The following is a 19,668-nucleotide window of genomic DNA, read 5'->3' on the forward strand; positions in this document are numbered from 1 at the left end:
GCCGCATCGGGTGACGATGCGGCCCGCCTGCCCCCCGACAGCGGGCGGCACGCCGCTGCGCCGGCTGCGCTTTTCCGCCGCGCGCGCGGCAGCGTTAACCTATCATCAATTCATCCTGTCCATATCCGACATAGTTTCTCTTACACCCGCTTCCGGCTGACGCTTCGTCGCAGTCGCGGGGCGACAGTAGGATCGGGTCAGTGAGGCAAAGATGATGGCCACCAATAGCTTGGTGTTCAATGAGAATGCGTGCCTGCAATCGATCGGCGACATCGCCGGTCCTTTGCTCGAGTCGATCGACGCGCATGCCGATACGGTGATCGACCTCAGCCAAGCGACGCGGATCGACCTCAGCATCCTGCAACTGCTGGTCTCGGCGCGGCGGCATGCCGATCAGATCGGCCACGATCTGCGCCTCGCCCAGCCCGCCGACGCCCGCCTCACCACGCTGCTCGATGCCGCGGGCTTCCTCACCGCCATCGTCCCTGCCGACGCAACATTCTGGTTCCACGGAGATCTGCCGCAATGACCGCTTCCATCCTCACCGTCGATGACAGCGCCAGCCTGCGCATGGCGATCCGCATCGCGCTGACCGGCGCGGGCTATGCGGTGACCGAGGCGGGCGACGGGCTCGAAGGGCTGGCGAAAGCGGCGGAGACGCGGTTCGACCTGATCGTCACCGATCTCAACATGCCCAACATGGATGGGCTGACGATGATCCGCGAGCTGCGCAAACAGCCCGATCAGGCCGGCGTGCCAATCCTGTTCCTCACCACCGAATCGGATGGCGACATCAAGGCGCAGGCGCGCGAGGCGGGCGCGACCGGCTGGCTGGTCAAGCCGTTCGAGCCCGAGCAGCTGATCAAGACCGCGCGCAAGGTGCTGGGCCGGTGAGCGAGGATCCCGCCGCCGCCTTCCGTGTCGAAGCGGAGGAACTGCTCGACGGGCTCGAGCAGGATCTGCTCGATCTCAACCATCAGCTCGGCGACAAGACGCTGGTCGATGCGGTGTTCCGCGGGCTGCACACGCTCAAGGGGTCGGGCGCGATGTTCGGCTTCGACGCGCTCGCCGCCTTCACCCACCATTGCGAAAGCGCCTTCGACAAGGTGCGCAAAGGCGTCGTACCGGCGACCGCCGCGCTGGTCGCGGTGATCCTGTCGGCGGCGGACCATATGCGCGCTTTGCTCGACGGCGATGCCGCGCCGGGCGAGGATGCGGCGATCCTTGCGCGACTGGAGGCCGCGGTCAGCGCCGCCGCCGGTGCCGAGCCGCCCGCGCCGGTGTCGCGCCGCGGCTGGCGCCTCTATTTCCAGCTGCCGCGCGATTCGATGCGCAACGGCACCAATCCGCTGATGCTGCTCGACGAGTTGCGCGCGCTCGGCGACTGCACCGTCACCGTGCGGACCGATCGCGTGCCGCCGCTGCCCGCGCTCAACGTGCGCGACTGCTATCTCGGCTGGGACGTGACGCTGATCGGTGACGTCGGCCGCGAGGCGATCGAGGACGTCTTCCTGTTCGTCATGGACGACATGCTGCTCGAGATCGCGCCGATCGCGGCGGAGGCGGTGCCGGCCGGGGCCGACGCCCTGCCGATCGACGAGGCGCCGGTCGACGAGGCGCCGGTCGCGCACGAACCCGATCCCGTCGTCGCGGCGCAAGGCCAGGCGGCGAACGACGACGACGGCGAGCCGGCCGCCAAGCTCCTCGTCCGCACCGCGGCGCAGAGCGTACGCGTCCCCGCCGACCGGCTCGACCTGCTGATGGATCGCGTTGGCGAACTGGTCATCGCGCAGAGCCGGCTGTCGCAGCTCGCGCAGCAGGACGGCGGCGTCGCGCTGCGATCCGTCTCCGAGGAGATCGAGCGGCTATCCGACGAATTGCGCGCGACGATGATGGGGCTGCGGATGGTGCCGGTCGGCACCTTGTTCAGCCGCTTCCGCCGCCTGATCCACGATCTCGCCCGCGATACCGGCAAGACGATCGATCTGATCACCGAGGGCGAGGCGACCGAGATCGACAAGACGGTGATCGAGCGGCTGTTCGATCCGCTCGTCCATATCGTCCGCAACAGCTGCGACCATGGCCTCGAACCCGCCGAGGTGCGCCAGGCCGCCGGCAAGCCTGCCACCGGCACCGTCCGCCTGTCGGCGCATCATGCCGGCGGCGAGGTGGTGATCACCGTCCACGACGACGGCCGCGGCATCGACCGCGCCCGCGTCCGCGCCCGCGCCGAGGAGAACGGCCTGATCCAGCCGGACCAGCCGCTCACCGATAACGAATTGCTCGCGCTCATCTTCGCGCCCGGCTTTTCGACCGCGACGCAGGTCACCAGCCTGTCGGGGCGCGGCGTCGGCATGGATGTGGTCAAGCGGACGATCGAGACGCTGCGCGGCACGATCGACCTCGCCTCCATCGAGGGCGAGGGTTCGACGATCACGCTGCGCATCCCGCTGACGCTGGCGATCATCGACGGATTGCTCGTCCGGGTCGGCGACGGGCGCTACGTGCTGCCGCTCGGCGCGGTCGAGGAATGCCTCGAACTCAGTGCCGAGGAGGACCGCCGCTCGCACGGCCGCAGTCTGATCAGCCTGCGCGACCGGCTGGTGCCGTTCGTCCGGCTGCGCGAGCTGTTCGCCACCGGCACCAAACCCGACCCCTATCAGAAGATCGTCGTCGTCTCGATCGGCAGCGAGCGCGTCGGCCTCGTCGTCGATCAGATCATCGGCAACCATCAGACCGTCATCAAGTCGATGTCGATGCTCCACCGCAACGTCGGCGCCTTCTCCGGCGCGACGATCCTCGGCGACGGTCACGTCGCGCTCATTCTCGACATCGGCCATCTGGTCGATCTCGCGCAGCCCCGGGAGGAGCGGCGCTACGCCGCGGTATAAGCCATGACCGATACGACTTCCCTGCCCTGGTCCGCCCATGGCGACCTCGAGATGCTGCTGTTCGACGTCGGCGGCGAGACCTTCGGGCTCGAAGCGGTCAAGGTGCAGGAAATCCTCGACCTGATGCCCGAAACCGTGGTGCCGGGTGCCGATCCCCTGGTCGGCCACGTCATCAACTTCCGTGGCCGCGTCATCCCGCTGGTCGACCTGCGCCAGCCGTTCGACATGCCGCCGGCGGCGACCGGGCGCGACAATCGCATCGTCGTGATCTCGCAGCAGATCGGCGACACGAGCGAACTCGTCGGGCTGCGCGCCGATCGCGTCAACGAGGTGACGACGCTGTCGGCGACCGATTGCGAGCCACCGCCCGCGGTCGGGCTGCGCTGGCGCCGCGAGCACGTCCGCGGCCTCGTCCAGCGTGACGGCGGCATCGTCGTGCTGCCCGATCTCGACCTCATCTTTTCCGCCGCCTGATCCCGCCCCGCCAAACCAAAGTATCGGAGAGGACCCGCCTCGTGAACGCCTTTACCAACCTGTCGATACCCCAGAAGCTGTTCGTCTGCTTCACCGTCCTGCTGCTCTGCGCGATCGGCGCGAATGCGGTCATCTATAGCAAGTCGAACGCGCTCAGGGCGGCGACCGAGATGAACCAGCACACCTTCGCGGTGATCGGCGCGGCGAACCGTATCCAGGAGAATGCGGTCAATCAGGAAACGGGCTATCGCGGCTATCTCCTGTCGGGCGACACGCGCTTCCTCGATCCCTATCGCAAGGGCGCCAGCGCGCTCGACGCCGCCGTCCAGGAAGCGCAGCGGCTGACCGCCGACAATCCGCGCCAGCAGCAGCGGTTGCAGACGATCCGCGGGCTGGTCGACGACTGGCGCAGCCGCGTCGCCGAACGGGCGATCGCGCTGATGCAGGATCCGCGCAGCGTCGCGCAGGCGCGTGCGATCGAGACGAGCGGCAGCGGCAAGCAGGTGTTCGACGCGCTGCGCAGCGAGATCGCCGCGGTGATCGGCGAGGAGAATCGGTTGATGGCGGAGCGGTCGCAGACGCAGGCCGCCGCCTTCGCGACGATCGTCACGACGATCCTGATCGGCACCGGGCTCACCCTGGTGACGGTGGTGCTGATCGGCATCGGCATGACGGTGACGATCGCCCGCCCGGTCGGACGGGTCGCCGAGATGCTCGGGCGGCTCGCGACGCCCCTCGCCAGCGATCGCCGCGACGAGGTCGGCCGGATGATGGGCAGCGCGCAGGCGGTCGAGGCGGCGTTCCGCGACGTGTCGCGGGTGGTCGGCGCGGTATCGCTCGGCGACCTGTCGCAGCGGCTGGAGCGCGACTATGGCGGGCTGAGCAGCGAGGTCGGCACGCTGCTGACAACGATGACCACCAATCTCGGCATCGTCGCGGGGCTGGCCGACCGGATCGCCAATGGCGACCTGACCGTCGAGCATCGCCCGCTGTCGGATCGCGACACGCTCGGCCTTGCGCTGGTGCTGATGATCGACCGGCTGACCGCGGTGGTCAGCGACGCGATCGCCGCCTCGAACAGCGTCGGCGCCGGCAGCCAGCAGCTTTCCTCGACCTCCGAACAGGTCAGCCAGGGCGCGACCGAACAGGCCGCCGCCGCCGAGGAGGCCTCGGCATCGATGGAACAGATGGCCGCCAACATCAAACAGAACGCCGACAATGCGTTGCAGACGGAGAAGATCGCCCGTCAATCCTCCGCCGAGGCGGAGCGCAGCGGCGTCGCGGTCAACCGCGCGGTCACCGCGATGCGGACGATCGCCGAACGGATCGGCATCGTCCAGGAGATCGCCCGCCAGACCGATCTGCTCGCGCTCAACGCCGCGGTCGAGGCGGCGCGCGCCGGTGACCACGGCAAGGGCTTTGCCGTCGTCGCCGCGGAGGTGCGCAAGCTCGCCGAGCGCAGCCAGGCCGCCGCGGCGGAGATCAGCACGATGTCGTCCGACACCGTCAATGCCTCCGCCGAAGCGGGCGAGATGCTGACCCGCCTCGTCCCCGAAATCCGCCGCACCGCCGAACTGGTCGCCGAGATCAGCGCCGCCTGCCGCGAACAGGACGTCGGCGCGACGCAGATCAACCAGGCGATCCAGCAGCTCGACACGGTGACGCAGCAGAACGCCTCCGCCTCCGAACAGATCAGCGCGACATCGGGCTCGCTCACCGAACAGGCGGAGGAATTGCAGGCGAGCATCGCCTTCTTCCGGATCGACGACCGCCGCCGCGAGGCGACGGTGACGCGCGTCTCCCCCGCCGCGCCGCCGCGCCGCGCCGCCAAGCTGGTCAAGGGCAGCAAGGCGCCGATGCCGCGGACCCGGGCGATCCCGGCACCGCTGCCGTCGCGCTCCGGCTATCCGCTCGACCTCAGCCACGGCGCGGGCGACGCCGAGGACGCCGATTTCGGCCGCGCGGCATAAGCGCCGCCGCCCGCGCGGGGATGATCCTCCGCGCGACATGACCCGCCGACCGGCCACCGAACAGACAAGGAACAATATCGTGCGTGCAACTTTGAAAATGAAACTGGCGGGCACCTTTGCGTTGCTTACCATATTGCTGCTCGTCGTCGTCACCCTCGGCATATCCCGGTCGAACACGCTCAACACCGCGATCAGCGCGATCGTCGCCGGACCGGCGAAACAGCTCGATACCGCCGGACAGATGGATTCCGATCTCGGCTATATGCTGTCGAACCAGAAGGCGCTGGCGCTGAACACCGATCAGCGGATCATGGCCGACTATAGCGCCGACACGTCGCGCCGGCAGCGCGAGTTCGAGGCTCTGCTCGCCGCCGGCGAAGCGCGCGCACCCGACAGGAACAAGCCGTTGTGGCGGCAGACCACGCAGGATTGGCAGACGCTGAAGCCGGTGTTCGACCGGATCAGCACGCTCGGCGTCAACAACGAGAATGCCAAGGCCGCGGAGCTGACCGAGATCGAGCAGAAGAAGCTGGTCGAGGCGCTGGTGCGCGACGTCGCGACGATCGTCGAACGGCAACGCGCGGCGATGCGTGACGCGGATGAGGCGACCAACGTGCTCTATGCCGACGCGCGCAACCTGCTGCTCGGCGTCGGCCTCATCGCGGTGCTGCTGTCCAGCGGCGCTGCGATATGGATCTCGACCGCGGTGTCGCGCGGCTTGAAGCGGGTCGGCACCGCGCTCGACGCGGTGGCGATCGGCGACCTCGACCAGCAGGTGGTCGTCACCAGCAACGACGAGATCAAGGACCTCGTCGACACGGTCAACCGCATGGTCGCGTCGCTGCGCCAGAGCGCGACGCTCGCCGACCGGATCGCCGCCGGCGACCTGACCGTCGATCATCGGCCGCTGTCGGACAAGGACCGCTTGGGTCAGGCGCTGATGACGATGACCGCGCGGCTGCGCGATGTCGCGCAGAACGCGACCGTCGCCGCCGATCAGGTCGCCGCCGGCAGCCAGCAGCTCTCCTCGACCTCGGAACAGGTCAGCCAGGGTGCCACCGAACAGGCCGCCGCCGCCGAACAGGCCTCCGCCTCGATGGAGCAGATGGCCGCCAATATCAAACAGAACGCCGACAACGCGATGCAGACCGAGAAGATCGCCCGCCAGTCCTCGGCGGAGGCGGAGCGCAGCGGTGCGGCGGTGCAGCGCGCCGCGGGCGCGATGCGGACGATCGCCGGCAAGATCGGCATCGTCCAGGAGATCGCCCGGCAGACCGACCTGCTCGCGCTCAATGCCGCGGTCGAGGCGGCGCGCGCCGGCGACCACGGCAAGGGCTTTGCGGTCGTCGCCGCCGAGGTGCGCAAGCTCGCCGAGCGCAGCCAGAGCGCCGCGACCGAGATCAGCGCGATGGCCGCCGATACGGTCGGCGCGGCGACGGAGGCGGGCGAGATGCTTGTCCGGCTCGTCCCCGAAATCTCGCGCACCGCGGAACTCGTCGCCGAGATTAGCGCCGCCTGCCGCGAACAGGATATCGGCGCCGGGCAGATCAACCAGGCGATCCAGCAGCTCGATACGGTGACGCAGCAGAATGCCTCCGCCTCCGACCAGATCAGCGCCACCGCCGCGACGCTCGCCGATCAGGCGGGTGACCTGCAGCAGAATATCGGCTTCTTCCGCGTCGAAGGGCCCCGCGGCGCCACCGCCGCCGTCGCGCCGCGGCGAGCGGCCCGCGCCGAGCGGACATCGCGCGACGCCCTGCCGCGGACGACGCGTACCGCCCGGCTGACCCATGCCCGCCCCGATGCGTCGGATCCGACGCAGGTGCGCGGCTATGCGCTCGACCTCAGCGCCGGCGGTGCGGATGCCGAGGATGCCGATTTCGGACGCGCGGCATGAGCGCCCCCGCCCCCGCCCCCGCCTCCGCCTCCGCCTCCGCCGCGCCGCTCCAGACGATCGTCTTCGGCATCGGCGAAGAGCTGTTCGCGTTGCCGATCGCCGTCGTCCGCGAAATCCTCGATCACACCAATGCCTTTCGCGTCCCCAACGCGCCCGACTGGCTGATCGGGTTGTGCGACGTGCGCGGCCTGTCGGTCCCGCTGGTCGATTTCCGCACCTGCCTCGGCCTGCCGACCGTGCCGCCGACGGTGGCGACGCGCGTGCTGGTGGTCGAGGCGGTGACCGCTGCCGACCGGCCGCTGGTCATCGGCCTCGTCGTCGATCGCGTCCTCGACGTCAGTACCTGGGCGGCCGAGGCGATCGAGGCGGTGCCCGACACCGGCACCGCCTGGCATTCGCGCTACGTCGTCAGCGTGCTGCGGCGCGAGGGCGGCTTCGTCGGACTGCTCGACCTGCGGGGCGTGCTCGACGGCATGGAGGCGGTGCTGACGCAATCGACCGCCCCCGGCGCGAGCGTGGTGGCGACGTGAACGATCTCGCCTCGCAGCCGATCGCCGAGGATGTGCTGTCGGCGCGCGACTTCGCCCGCCTGTCCGCCTTCGTCACCGACATGTCGGGCATCAAGATGCCCTCGAACAAGACGACGATGCTGAGCGGACGGTTGCGCCGGCGGCTGCGTGCCACCGGCCATGCGACGCTCGGCGACTATTGCGCCTGGCTGTTCGACGACGACGGCCTTGCGGTCGAGGCGGAGCATCTGCTCAACGCGGTCACCACCAACAAGACCGACTTCTTCCGCGAGCCCGGCCATTTCGACTTTCTGACGCGGACGCTGCTGCCGGTGCTCGCCGCCGAACGCCGCCCGCGGCTGCGTCTCTGGAGCGCGGGATGTTCGACCGGGGCCGAACCCTATACGCTGGCGATGCTGCTCGACGCCTATATGCAGGATCGCGGCGGCCCCGCCTTCGACATCCTCGCCACCGACATCGATACCGAGGTGCTGGGGATCGCGCGGCGCGGCATCTTCCCGCGCGCCGCGGTCGACCCGGTGCCGCCGGCGCTGCGCCAGCGCTACGTACTGCAGGCGACCGCCCCCGATCGCGAGGAGGTCCGGATCGTCCCGGCGCTGCGCCAGGCGATCAGCTTCGGCCGGCTCAACCTGATGGACGATCATTATCCGGTCGGCGTGCCAATGGACATGATCTTCTGCCGCAACGTGCTGATCTATTTCGACCGGCCGACGCAGGAACGGGTGGTGCGGCGGCTGCTCGACACGTTGCAACCGGGCGGCCACCTGTTCCTCGGCCATTCGGAATCGCTCGCCGATCTCGGCCTGCCGCTCGAACTGGTCGGCAATACGATCTTCCGGAAGCGCTGAGATGGGCGCCAAACCGGTCCGCGTGCTGATCATCGACGACAGCGCCAGCGTGCGCCAGGCGATGACGCAGATCCTCTCCGCCGACCCGGGGATCGAGGTGATCGCCGCCGCCGCCGACCCCTTCGCCGCGGCGCGCTACATCCAGGCGGAGGTGCCCGACGTCATCACGCTCGACGTCGAGATGCCGCGGATGGACGGCATCACCTTCCTGCGCCGGCTGATGGCGCAATGCCCGACGCCGGTGGTGATGTGCTCCTCGCTGATCGAGGACGGATCGGAGACGTTGCTCCAGGCGCTCGACGCGGGCGCGGTCGACGTCATCCTCAAGCCGAGGGTCGGCGTCGCCGATCATCTGATCGAGGCGCATACCCAGATCTGCGAGACGGTGAAGGGCGCGGCGCGCGCACGCCTCGGCCGGCGACCGGCGGCGACCGGCACGCCGCAGCGCCGGCTCACCGCCGATGCGGTGCTGCCGCCGCCGAGCGGCCGCGCGATGAGCCGCACGACCGAGATGGTGGTGTGTGTCGGCGCCTCGACCGGGGGGACGGAGGCGCTGCGCGAGGTGCTCACCGCCTTGCCCGCCGACTCGCCCGGCATGGTCGTCGTCCAGCATATGCCCGAAAGCTTCACCCGCGCCTTCGCCAAACGACTCGACAGTATGTGCGAGGTCGACGTCAAGGAGGCCGAGGACGGCGATTCGGTGCTGCGCGGCCGCGTGCTGATCGCGCCCGGCGGGCTCAACCATACGATGCTCAACCGCCAGGGCGCGCGCTATGTCGTCTCCGTCCGCAACGGCCCGCTGGTGTCGCGGCACCGGCCGTCGGTCGACGTGCTGTTCCGGTCGGCGGCGCGCAGTGCGGGGGCGAATGCGGTCGGCGTGATCATGACCGGCATGGGCGACGACGGCGCGCGCGGCCTGCTCGAGATGAAGGAAGCGGGCGCCCGCACGATCGCGCAGGACGAGGCGACCTCGATCGTCTTCGGCATGCCCAAGGAGGCGATCGCGCGCGGCGCCGCCGACCGTGTCGTCCCGCTCGAATCGATTGCGGCGGAGCTGTTGCTCGCCGCCACCCGCTAGGAGGAGCCGATGATGTCGCCAGGCACGCGCGAGCTGGTCGTCGCCAGCCCCCCGCCCCCGCCGATCCGCTACGCGCTGACGCAGATCGCCGCCGAGCTCGACGCGCGCTTCGTCCGCGCCGGCGACGCGCTGGCGGCGGCGATCGAATTGAGCGAGCAGATCGTCGGCGGGCTCGACGCGATCGTGTCCGCGCTCGATGCGCGCGACGCCGACGCCGCCACCGACGATCTTGCCGAGGTCGCCGCGGCGATCACCGCGCTGCCCGCCGCGCTGACGGCACGCGGCCGGCGGATCGCGACGATCACCGACATCGCCGCGCTGCTTCGCGCGCACGTGCTCGACATGCACCGCTCGCTGCGCATGCTCCGCGCATACGGCATGAACATCAAGATCGCCGCCGCGGGCGAGGCGCAGTTCGTCAGCTTCGTCGAGGGGATGGAGGACAAGATCGCCGCGGGCGAGGCGCTGCTGATCGAGGTGATCCGCGCGCTCAACGCGCTCGATGCGGCGGTCGTCGGCGTGCAGCAGGCCGACCGGCGGCTCGCCGGCGATTGCGCCCATGCGGTGCCGGCGCTGCCGCAGCGGCTGCTCGCCGACGCCCGCGCGCTCGGCGAGCATCGTTCGGGCAGCGCGCAGATCGCCGTGCGCGTCGGCGCGATCGCGCGGGCGATCCAGGCGAAGGTCGCGCGGCTGCTGCACGCGATGCAGATCGGCGATCGCACCCGCCAGCGGCTCGACCATGTCGTCGCCGCGCTCGAGCTGCTCGATGCCCGCGCCTACCCGCCCGCGGCGCGCGCGCATGTCGAGCGGCTGCTCGCCGCGCAGCTCGCCCAGATCGTCCAGGACTTCGAGCGCGAGACCGGCGCGCTGATCGGCAATCTCCAGGGTCTGCTCCCCGACGTCGCCGCGCTCGGCGCGCTCCTCGCCGATCGGGCGGGGGAAGTGGATCGCGGAACGCTCATCCGGCTCGACCGCAGCGTCAGCGACGCCGATCGGATCATCGTCCCGCTCAGGGCGGCGCAGCGGCAGGCGGAGGAGATGGGCCGGCTGATCGCGGCGACCGTCAGCGATCTGACCGCGCGTCTCGACGGGCTCGGCGCGATCCGCACCGACGTGCAGGAGATCGCCACCAATACCCGGCTGCTGTGCCGGCAGCATAGCGACATCGGTCGCGCCGTCGCGGTGGTGGCGCAGGAGGTCGAGCTGTCGGCGTCGGGACTTGGCACGACCGCGACCGAAGTCGGCCGGACGATCGGCGAACTCGGCACCGCGCAGCGCCTGCTCGGCGACGAGGGTGGCGGCATCGACGGCGGCGCGCGGCTCGGCCGCGCGCTGACCACGATCCGCACCGCGGTGACGCGGACCGAGCGGCTGGTCCGCGACGGCAGCGAGGATGCGCGCCGGCTGGTCGCGCTGCTCGAGACGAGCGCGGCGGAGCTGGGCCGCGAATTCGCACTCGGCGGACCGATCACGCAGGTGCAGGCGCTGCTCAGCGAACGGGCGGAGGCGGCGCCCGTCCCCGCCCCGGCGGACGAAGGCGCGTTGCGGACGCTGCTGCCGGCGATCGCCGATCTCTATACGATGGCGAGCGAGCGCGACATTCACGTCGACTTCCTGCTGCCGGGCATGGCGCTGATCGGCCACCCCGCCCATGACGAGGACGGGCTGTTCTGATCTGTCACCGGGCTGACTTACAGCCGCGATAGGCGCGTGCCATGACCCTGCCCCGCCTGCTGGCCGCCGCCCTGCTGCTGATCCCCGCACCGCTCGCCGCCAGACCGGCGTTGCGGGTCGAGCGGGTGGTGATGCTGGTCCGCCACGGGGTGCGTGCGCCGATCGACGGCGAGGCACCCGCCGGTACGCGCACCGCCGCGCCCTGGCCGCACTGGCCGGTGCCGGCGGAGCATCTCACCCCGCACGGTGCGCAGGCGCTGACGCTGCTCGCCGCGGCGGATCGTGCGGTGCTGCTCGCCGACGGCCTGTTGCCGAGTGACGGCTGTCCGGCGGCGGGGGCGATCCGCATCCACAGCAACACCGCCGAGCGGACGATAGCAAGCGGCGAGGCGTTCGCGCGCGGTCTCGCGCCCGGCTGTCCGCTTCCGGTCGAGCACCTTACCGCCGATCGGGCCGATCCGCTGTTCGAGCCGCTGCGCGCCGGCGTCACCCGCTTCGACGCCGCCGCGGCCGTCGCCGATATCCGGCGTTACACCGGCGGCGTCGATGCGCTTGCCCGCCGCCATGCCGCGGACATCGCCGCGCTCGACCGGCTGCTCGGCTGCGGTGACCCGCAGGGATGCAGCCCGATGCTGCCGTCCCGCGTCACGCCCTCGGCGGACGGACGCGGCATCGACCTGACCGGGCCGATCCGCACCACCTCGGGTACCGCGCAGGTGTTGCTGCTGCAATATGCCGAGGGGCTGGCGCTGCCCGGCTGGCCACCGGTCGATGCCGCCGCGCTGCAACGCGTCGGCGCGCTGCACGCCGCCTTGTTCGACGTCTTCACCCGCCCCCCCTATATGGCGGCGCACCAGAGCGCGGCGCTCGGTCGCGCCCTGCTCGCCGCGCTGACCGACGCCGAGGCGCCGGCGGTGACGGTGCTCGTCGGCCACGATACCAACGTCACCGCTCTCGCAGCCGTGCTCCATGTGCCGCTGCGCGCGCCGGGCTATGCCGAAGGTGATGTCGCCCCCGGTGGCGCGATCTGGCTCGAACGCGTGCTCGATCCGGCAAGCGGCCGCCGGTTCGTCCGGGCGAGCTATCGCACGCAATCCCCCGACACATTGCGCGCGCTGTCGCCGGCGGTCGATGTGACGCCGCTCGCCATCCCCGGCTGCGCGCCCGACAGGTGCGACCTCGCCCGCTTCGCGACGATGCTGCGCGGCCGCCTCGCGCCGCTGCGCGCCGCTCAATAAGCGACGGTGAAGCGGCTGCGGCTGTGCTGCGGCCGTTCATATTCATCGACCATCGCGATGGCATAATCGGCGAAGCTGATCCGGCTTTGCCCCTGCGCATCGGTAAGCAGGCGATCGCCGCCGGTGCGATAGGAGCCGGTGCGCGGCCCCTCTTCGATCCATGCGGGTGGCGACAGGAAGGTCCAGTCGATCGCGCGCTCCTGCCGCAATGATTCGAGGAAGGCGATGCCGCCGGCGGCGATCGGCTTCCATTCGGGCGGAAAGTCGGGCGTATCGAACAGCCGCTGGCCCGTCGCGACCTCCAGGCTCGCCGCCCCGCCGGTGACGAGCAGGCGCTGCACCCCCGCCTTGCGCAAGGCGGCGAGCAAGGTGTCCGCGGTCACGTCGAAATGCAGGGCGCTGATCACCGCGTCGCTGCCGCGCACCAGCTCGGCGAGCGCCCCGGCATCCTGCGCATCGCCCGCCACCGGCGCCACCCCGTCGGCGACCGGGATCGCCTCCGGCCTGCGCGCGACACCGCGCACGCGATGCCCCCGCGCCGCAAGCTCCCGCGTGATCGCCGCGCCTGCGCGCCCGCTCGCCCCCAGCACCGTCACCGTCATGTCGACTCACCTCATGGTTTCCGTTGGTGACCAACGTCGCTATGGGTGACCGATGACGCAAGACGGCACTTCGACCATATTTGGTATCCCGCAGGTAACCTCGGCTGTCCTGCGCGGCGACGCCTATGCCGCCGATTGTCCGACGCGCCGGCTGCTCGACCGGATCGGCGACAAATGGAGCGTGCTCATCCTGCTGCTGCTCGGCGATGGCGAGCTGCGCTTCGGCCAGCTCAAGCAGCGGATCGGCGGCATCTCGCAGAAGATGCTGAGCCAGACGCTGCGGGCACTCGAACGCGACGGGCTGGTGACGCGTCATGCCGAGGCGACGGTGCCGGTCACCGTCCGCTATCGCGCCACCCCGCTCGGCAGCGATCTGCGCGCGGCGCTGCGGCTGATGATCGATTGGGCGGAAACGCGCATGCCCGAGGTGCAGGCGGCGCAACGCCGTTACGATGCGCGCGTTGGCGGCTGATGGCCGTCTTCTTCACCGCCGACACCCATTTCGGCGATCACCGTACGATCAACATCCAGCGCCGCCCCTTCGCCGATACCGCGGCGATGGACGCAGGCCTGATCGCACGCTGGAACGCCCGCGTCGCCCCCGACGACACCGTCTGGCATCTCGGCGACGTCGCGCGCCGCGCCGGTGATGTCGCCGCATTACTCGCCCAACTCAACGGCACCAAGCATCTGCTCGCCGGCAACAACGATCCCGACGCGACGCGCGCCGCCGCCGGCTGGGCGAGCGTCGGCGACTATGCCGAACTGACGCTCGACGGCCAGTCACTCGTCCTCTGCCATTATCCCTTCCGCAGCTGGAACGGCCAGCATCGTGGTGCGCTCAACCTGCACGGCCACAGCCATGGCCGCCTCAAGCCCATGCCGCGCCAGTTCGATGTCGGCGTCGATCCGCGCGGCTTCGCCCCCGTCACGCTCGCCGAGCTGCTGAGCCCCGCCAAGGAGACGCCCTGATGCCCGACGACCGCAACGCCGCCGCCGTGCGCCGCATCATCCTGCTGGCGATCGTCTGCCTCGCCGTCGCGATGGCGGGGATGGTGGCGCTCGGCGTCGCCCTCACCCGCAGCTGAGGCTCAGTCCTCCGGGAGCAGCCGCGCCGACAGGTCCATCCAGTTTCGCGCCGCGTCGCGATCCGCCGCCTCGGCGAAGACCTCATCGAGCGGCGGCGCCGCGTCGAACATGTAAAGCAGTGTCCACAATGCGAACCGGCGGGCGCGGTCGCGCTCCAGCCAGAGGTCGACCGTCATCCGCTCGATTCCGGCGGCGAGCGCCGGCGGCGGCACGGCATCGAGCGTGTCGCTGCCGAAATAATGGCGGATCTGATCGTCGAGGTCCATCGCCGCGCTGGTAGCGACCGCTGCGCGCCGGGCAAGCATCCTCGTGCCGGAACCTCGCCGCCGCCCCGACGCTCTGTCGAGGACGGTGCCTGCCGCGCCGCGCCACGAGGATCCGCCATGACCGACGCCCCCCGCCCCGCCTTGCCGCGCCTCGCCGCTCTGGGGATCGTCGCCGGCGTGCTCGGCGCCAGTGCCTGGCTCGGCCGCCGCAATGCGCCCGCCGGCGACCATCCTGCGATCCGGCGCTGGTATCGCCGGCTCGACAAGCCCGGCTTCACGCCGCCCGATGCGGTATTCGGCGCGGTCTGGCCGGTGCTCGAGACCGGCATGGCGATCGGCGGCTATCGAGTCCTGCGTCAGCCCGCCGGCCCCACACGCACCGGGGCGGTGGCGCTGTGGCTCGGCACCAGCGCGATGATCGGCGGATGGACGGAGATCTTCTTCCGCCGCCACGCGCTCGCCGGCAGCACCGCCGCCGCCGGGGCGATGCTGGTGACCAGCGCAGGATTCGCCGCCACCGCGGCGAAGATCGATCGCCCCGCCGCAGCGACGGCGGTGCCGCTGGTCGCCTGGCTCGGCTTCGCGACCGTACTCAGCGAGCGGATCCGCGAGGCGAACGACGGTTGATGCTCGCCGCGGCGGCGGTGCTCTGGCATAACGCGCGGCATGAAAGCCGCCTCTACGCTCGATTTCCGCGAGATTGCCCGCCGCCGCCTGCCCCATTTCCTGTTCGAATATATCGACGGCGGTTCCTATGCGGAGGTGACGCTACGCCGGAATATCGAAGATCTTGAAGCGATTGCGCTGCGCCAGCGGGTGCTGACCGACGTCTCCTCACTCGATCTCTCGACCCGCCTGTTCGGCACGACTCAGCGGCTGCCGCTCGCGCTCGCCCCGATCGGCCTTGCCGGGCTCAACGCGCGGCGGGGTGAGGTGCAGGCGGCGCGCGCGGCGCACAAGGCCGGCATCCCCTTCTGCCTGTCGACCGTCTCCGCCTGCCCGATCCCGGAGGTCGCCGCCGCGGCCGACGCGCCCTTCTGGTTCCAGCTCTACATGATCCGCGACCGCGGCTTCATGCGCGAGCTGATGGCGCAGGCGCGCGACGCGGGGTGCAGCGCGCTCGTCTTCACCGTCGATATGCCGGTGCCCGGATCGCGCTATCGCGATTACCGGTCCGGTCTCGCGGGGGCGGCGGGGCTGCGCGGCGCGGCGCGGCGGACGTGGCAGGCGATGCGCCGGCCCGGCTGGGCCTATGACGTCGGCGTGCGCGGCCGACCGCATCAGCTCGGCAACGTCGCGCCGGTGCTCGGCAAGAACACCGGGCTGGAGGATTTCTTCGCCTGGATGCGCGACAATTTCGATCCGACGGTAAGCTGGCGCGATCTCGAGTTCATCCGTGAGAGCTGGACCGGGCCGCTGATCATCAAGGGCATCCTCGACGTCGAGGATGCCGAGGCGGCGGCCAGCCTCGGCGCCGACGGCATCGTCGTCTCCAACCATGGCGGCCGCCAGCTCGACGGCGTCCCCTCGACCGCGGCGGCGCTGCCGGCGATCGCGGCGCGGGTGCGCGACCGCCTGACCGTGCTCGCCGACGGCGGCGTGCGATCGGGGCTCGACGTGGTGCGGATGCTGGCGCTGGGCGCGCATGGCGTGCTGCTCGGCCGCGCCTGGGTCTATGCGCTCGCCGCCGGGGGCGAGGCGGCGGTCACGCAGATGCTGCAACTGGTCGAGGCCGAGATGCGCGTTGCGATGGCGCTGACCGGTCGCACCGCGATCGATCGGCTCGACGCCAGCGCCCTCGTCGCTACGTGATGGGGACCGAAGCGTAATCTTAACGCCGCCGCCGCTACAGGAACGCCGCTACGATCATTGGCGAGGGCCTGCGGCATGTTCTACGATCCCATCCGGCGTACCGCCGCCGAGATCGTCATCAACGGCAAATTCCTGCTCGCGACGCTGGAGGGCATGCCGCGCGTCGCGCGCGAGGTGACGGGCGCGATCGATACGCTGCTCGCTGCGCCGGAGTATCGCGGCGTCACCGTCACCTTGCTCGCGCCGCCCGGCGGGGCAGAACGGATCACGCTTCAAAGGATCGCGGTCGCGGAGGTCGGCCGTCATACCGGCCTGCTGTGGGAACAGCTCGACCTGCCGCGCGCGCTGCGCGGCCGCTATTGCATCAACTTCACCAATACCGCGCCGGTCGTGCGCCGCAGCGGCTGCGTCGTCGTCCACGATGCGCAATTCCGGTCGAGCCCCGCCTCGCACGGGCTGCGCAGCAAGGTGCTGTACGGGATGATCACCCCCTATGTCGCGCGGCACTATCAGCGGCTCGTCACCGTCTCGCACTTCTCGCGCGAGCAGCTCGTCCGCTATGCTGTCTGCGACCGCGCGGATATCGAGGTGGTGCCGAACGGCATCGATCACGTCCTGACCCAGCCGGTGTCGGACGCGGTGCTGACGCGCTTCGGCCTGATGCCCGGCGGCTATGTGCTGACCAATTCGAGCTTCCATGCGCATAAGAACGTACAGACGATCTTCGACGCGGTCGCGCCCGACGCGGATCTCGCCGGCCGGCTGGTGCTGTTCGGCGGTCCCGATCGCGGAACGCTGAGCGAGCGCGGGCTGCGCGTCCCGGACGGCGTCCGCTTCACCGGCCGCGTCGACGATGCCGACCTCGCCGCCCTGATGCGCCACGCCGCGCTGTTCCTGTTCCCCTCGACCACCGAAGGCTTCGGCCTGCCGCCGCTCGAGGCGATGGCACTCGGCTGCCCGACGATCGCCTCGCACGCCGGCGCGATGCCGGAGGTGTGCGCGGACGGCGCGATGCTCGTCCCCGCGCTCGATGCGGCGGCGTGGCGCGCCGCGATCCGCCGCCTGCTCGCCGACCCGGAGGCGCGCGCCGCGCTGTCCGCCGCAGGCCGCGCCCGCGCCGCGCGATTCCGGTGGCGCGAGGCGGCGCGGCGCTATCTCGATCTCGCGCTGGCCGACCTCGGCGTCGCCGTGCCGATGCCGGTCGCCGACGTCCATATTCCAGCTTGATCCATTTCGGCCCGGGTGTATGGGCGCGACAGCCGGGCGAGCGGATCGCCCGGCGGACACAGGACGACAATGCCCCGATCCAGCCCCACCACCGGCGACGGAGACAGTAGACGCTGCGGCGTCTCTGCATCCGATCGTCTTCCCCGGGCCTGACGGGGCGCACGCGCCAGCGACACGCTGACCGCCAGCGATCCACCGGGCCCGAACCGCCTTGGAGGTCGCATGACACTCGCTTTCGCTCGCGCGGCTGCGCGCGTTTCGTCAACCGACGCCCCCGCCGGGGCGCTGCCGATCGGGTGCGGCCGTGGCCGGGCCTGAGGCACGCGCGCTCCATCGCATCGGTTTCCTCGGCTTCAGCCCGCGGCGGCTGGGAGCGACACTCGGCTGGTCCGATCTTGCGGTCTTCGCGATCCTCGCGGCGGTGGCGGTCGGAACGGTATCGGGCGTACGCGACGCGGTCGAGCCGCTCAGCCGGCTGCGCGTCGAACCCATCACGCTCGATGCCGCCGCGCTGCCGCGCTACGCGCTGCTGACCACGCTGCGGCTGTTCGCCGCGCTCGCCGCCTCGTTCGTCTTCACGCTCGTCGCCGCCACCGCTGCCGCCAAGAGCCGCCGTGCCGAGCTGGTCATCATCCCCGCGCTCGACATCCTGCAATCGGTACCGGTGCTCGGCTTCATGACCTTCACCGTCACCGCCTTCATGGGGCTCTTCCCCGGCAGCCGCATCGGCGTGGAGTGCGCGGCGATCTTCGCGATCTTCACCAGCCAGGCGTGGAACATGGCGTTCAGCCTCTACCAGTCGCTGCGCCAGGTGCCGGGCGACCTGGAGGAAGTGGCGCGCGGCTTCGGCCTGTCGCCGCTGCGCAAGCTGCTGCGCATCGAATGGCCCTTCGCCGCGCCCGGCCTCGTCTGGAATGCGATGATGTCGATGTCGGGCGGCTGGTTCTTCGTCGTCGCGTCGGAGGCGATCAGCGTCGGCCGTACGCAGGTGATGCTGCCCGGCATCGGCTCGTGGCTCGCGGTGGCGATCGACCGGCGCGATCTCGGCGCGGTGGCGCTGGCGGTGGCGGCGATGGCGATCGTCATCCTGCTCTACGATCAGCTCGTTTTCCGCCCGGTGATCGCCTGGGCGGACCGCTTCCGCGTCGAACAGACCGCAAGCGGCGATCCGCCGCGATCCTGGGTGTTCGACCTGTTCCGCCGCGCGCGGCTGCTCCCCCCGCTGACCGCGCCGTTCCGCGGCGTCGCCGCGCTCGTCGCGCTCGCCGAGCCGGCGCCGCGGCTGATGGTCCAGCATCGTCGCTTCACCACCAGCGCCGCGGCGCGTCCGCTCGGGCTGCGGCTATGGACGGGGCTGGTGCTGATCGCGGCATCCGCCGCCGCCGTCTATGCGGTGCGCTTCCTCGGCACGACGCTGACGCTCGCCGACGCCTGGACCGCCTTCGGATCGGGTCTGCTGACGCTGCTGCGCGTCGTCGTGCTGATCGCCATCGCCAGCCTGATCTGGGTGCCGATCGGCGTCTGGATCGGCCTGCGCCCGCGCTGGACCGCGCGCGTCCAGCCGATCGCGCAATTCCTCGCCGCCTTCCCCGCCAACGTGCTCTTCCCGATCGCGGTGGTGGCGATCGTCCGCTGGCATGCCGATCCCGACGTCTGGCTGTCGCCGCTGATGGTGCTCGGCACGCAATGGTACATCCTGTTCAACGTCATCGCCGGCGCGAGCGCGATCCCCAACGACCTGCTCGAGGCGCACCGGATGTTCGGGGTGCGCGGGCTGCTCTGGTGGCGGCGGCTGATCCTGCCGGGCATCTTCCCCTATTACATCACCGGCGCGCTCACCGCGTCGGGCGGATCGTGGAACGCCAGCATCGTCGCCGAGGCGGTATCGTGGGGCGACACCCACCTCCGCGCGCGCGGCCTCGGCAGCTATATCGCCGATGCGACCGCGGCGGGGGACGGTGCGCGCGTCCTCCTCGGCATCATGGTGATGTCGGTGTTCGTCATCGCAATCAACCGCCTGCTGTTCCGACCGCTCTACCGTATCGCCGAACGCCGGCTGCGCCTGTCGTGAA

Annotated in this window: 19 protein-coding genes; 17 read left to right on the plus strand and 2 right to left on the minus strand. The window is 70.7% G+C overall.

Annotated elements, in window-relative coordinates; all coding sequences use genetic code 11:
• Positions 1 to 211 precede the first annotated feature (211 nt).
• The 11 genes from PBN85_RS10820 (at position 212) to PBN85_RS10870 (ending at position 12,600) form a co-directional block, all read left to right on the plus strand.
• Positions 212 to 529 carry an STAS domain-containing protein gene (locus PBN85_RS10820; protein WP_051583539.1) on the plus strand — a complete coding sequence of 106 codons (318 nt, stop codon included), beginning with the start codon at positions 212 to 214 and terminating at the stop codon, positions 527 to 529.
• Positions 526 to 894: a response regulator gene (locus PBN85_RS10825; protein WP_037535405.1), complete on the plus strand. Its 369-nt coding sequence runs from the start codon at positions 526 to 528 to the stop codon at positions 892 to 894. The genes PBN85_RS10820 and PBN85_RS10825 overlap by 4 nt, the downstream gene beginning before the upstream one ends.
• Entirely contained in the window at positions 891 to 2,891 is a 2,001-nt protein-coding gene (locus PBN85_RS10830; protein ID WP_271298966.1) for a chemotaxis protein CheA, read from the plus strand. The genes PBN85_RS10825 and PBN85_RS10830 overlap by 4 nt, the downstream gene beginning before the upstream one ends.
• Before the next feature lie 3 nt (positions 2,892 to 2,894).
• Entirely contained in the window at positions 2,895 to 3,365 is a 471-nt protein-coding gene (locus tag PBN85_RS10835; RefSeq protein WP_037535407.1) for a chemotaxis protein CheW, read from the plus strand.
• Between the two features lie 41 nt (positions 3,366 to 3,406).
• Positions 3,407 to 5,335 (plus strand): methyl-accepting chemotaxis protein, encoded by a 1,929-nt coding sequence (locus PBN85_RS10840; protein WP_271298967.1) that lies wholly within the window; start codon positions 3,407 to 3,409, stop codon positions 5,333 to 5,335.
• Between the two features lie 97 nt (positions 5,336 to 5,432).
• Positions 5,433 to 7,232, plus strand: a complete 1,800-nt coding sequence (locus tag PBN85_RS10845) for a methyl-accepting chemotaxis protein (RefSeq protein WP_271298968.1) — start codon at positions 5,433 to 5,435, stop codon at positions 7,230 to 7,232.
• Positions 7,229 to 7,762: a chemotaxis protein CheW gene (locus PBN85_RS10850; RefSeq protein WP_271298969.1), complete on the plus strand. Its 534-nt coding sequence runs from the start codon at positions 7,229 to 7,231 to the stop codon at positions 7,760 to 7,762. Before PBN85_RS10845 ends, PBN85_RS10850 begins: the two co-directional genes overlap by 4 nt.
• Positions 7,759 to 8,610, plus strand: a complete 852-nt coding sequence (locus tag PBN85_RS10855) for a CheR family methyltransferase (protein ID WP_271298970.1) — start codon at positions 7,759 to 7,761, stop codon at positions 8,608 to 8,610. The genes PBN85_RS10850 and PBN85_RS10855 overlap by 4 nt, the downstream gene beginning before the upstream one ends.
• 1 nt (position 8,611) lies before the next feature.
• Positions 8,612 to 9,688 carry a protein-glutamate methylesterase/protein-glutamine glutaminase gene (locus tag PBN85_RS10860; RefSeq protein WP_037533737.1) on the plus strand — a complete coding sequence of 359 codons (1,077 nt, stop codon included), beginning with the start codon at positions 8,612 to 8,614 and terminating at the stop codon, positions 9,686 to 9,688.
• 9 nt (positions 9,689 to 9,697) lie between these two features.
• On the plus strand, positions 9,698 to 11,362 hold the full coding sequence (locus tag PBN85_RS10865; protein ID WP_271298971.1) for a hypothetical protein: 1,665 nt from the start codon (positions 9,698 to 9,700) through the stop codon (positions 11,360 to 11,362).
• Positions 11,363 to 11,403: 41 nt separating this feature from the next.
• Complete coding sequence (locus PBN85_RS10870) at positions 11,404 to 12,600, plus strand: histidine-type phosphatase (RefSeq protein ID WP_271298972.1); 1,197 nt, start codon at positions 11,404 to 11,406, stop codon at positions 12,598 to 12,600.
• Here the strand turns inward: PBN85_RS10870 and PBN85_RS10875 are convergent.
• Positions 12,594 to 13,202, minus strand: coding sequence for an NAD(P)-dependent oxidoreductase (locus tag PBN85_RS10875; RefSeq protein WP_037533734.1), 609 nt, complete (start codon positions 13,200 to 13,202; stop codon positions 12,594 to 12,596). The two genes, PBN85_RS10870 and PBN85_RS10875, sit on opposite strands and share 7 nt — an antisense overlap.
• 52 nt (positions 13,203 to 13,254) lie before the next feature.
• Between PBN85_RS10875 and PBN85_RS10880 the strand changes: the two genes are divergently transcribed.
• Both PBN85_RS10880 and PBN85_RS10885 read left to right on the plus strand, forming a co-directional pair.
• The gene (locus PBN85_RS10880) at positions 13,255 to 13,674 is read left to right on the plus strand and encodes a winged helix-turn-helix transcriptional regulator (RefSeq protein WP_271298973.1); all 420 of its coding nucleotides are present in this window, start codon (positions 13,255 to 13,257) and stop codon (positions 13,672 to 13,674) included.
• Complete coding sequence (locus PBN85_RS10885; RefSeq protein ID WP_271298974.1) at positions 13,674 to 14,174, plus strand: metallophosphoesterase family protein; 501 nt, start codon at positions 13,674 to 13,676, stop codon at positions 14,172 to 14,174. Before PBN85_RS10880 ends, PBN85_RS10885 begins: the two co-directional genes overlap by 1 nt.
• A gap of 119 nt (positions 14,175 to 14,293) precedes the next feature.
• Here the strand turns inward: PBN85_RS10885 and PBN85_RS10890 are convergent, their stop codons facing one another.
• Entirely contained in the window at positions 14,294 to 14,557 is a 264-nt protein-coding gene (locus tag PBN85_RS10890; RefSeq protein ID WP_271298975.1) for a hypothetical protein, read from the minus strand.
• 117 nt (positions 14,558 to 14,674) lie between these two features.
• Between PBN85_RS10890 and PBN85_RS10895 the strand changes: the two genes are divergently transcribed.
• From PBN85_RS10895 to PBN85_RS10910, 4 genes are all read left to right on the plus strand, one after another.
• Positions 14,675 to 15,184 (plus strand): TspO/MBR family protein, encoded by a 510-nt coding sequence (locus tag PBN85_RS10895; RefSeq protein ID WP_271298976.1) that lies wholly within the window; start codon positions 14,675 to 14,677, stop codon positions 15,182 to 15,184.
• Positions 15,185 to 15,223: 39 nt separating this feature from the next.
• The gene (lldD, locus tag PBN85_RS10900) at positions 15,224 to 16,369 is read left to right on the plus strand and encodes an FMN-dependent L-lactate dehydrogenase LldD (RefSeq protein WP_271298977.1); all 1,146 of its coding nucleotides are present in this window, start codon (positions 15,224 to 15,226) and stop codon (positions 16,367 to 16,369) included.
• A 75-nt stretch (positions 16,370 to 16,444) separates the two neighbouring features.
• Positions 16,445 to 17,596, plus strand: a complete 1,152-nt coding sequence (locus PBN85_RS10905; protein ID WP_271298978.1) for a glycosyltransferase family 4 protein — start codon at positions 16,445 to 16,447, stop codon at positions 17,594 to 17,596.
• Positions 17,597 to 18,017: 421 nt separating this feature from the next.
• Positions 18,018 to 19,667, plus strand: coding sequence for an ABC transporter permease (locus PBN85_RS10910; protein WP_271300882.1), 1,650 nt, complete (start codon positions 18,018 to 18,020; stop codon positions 19,665 to 19,667).
• The last annotated feature ends 1 nt before the right edge of the window (position 19,668 follow it).

This window comes from Sphingomonas sp. CV7422 (genome assembly GCF_027945725.1).
Taxonomy (GTDB): domain Bacteria; phylum Pseudomonadota; class Alphaproteobacteria; order Sphingomonadales; family Sphingomonadaceae; genus Sphingomonas; species Sphingomonas kyungheensis.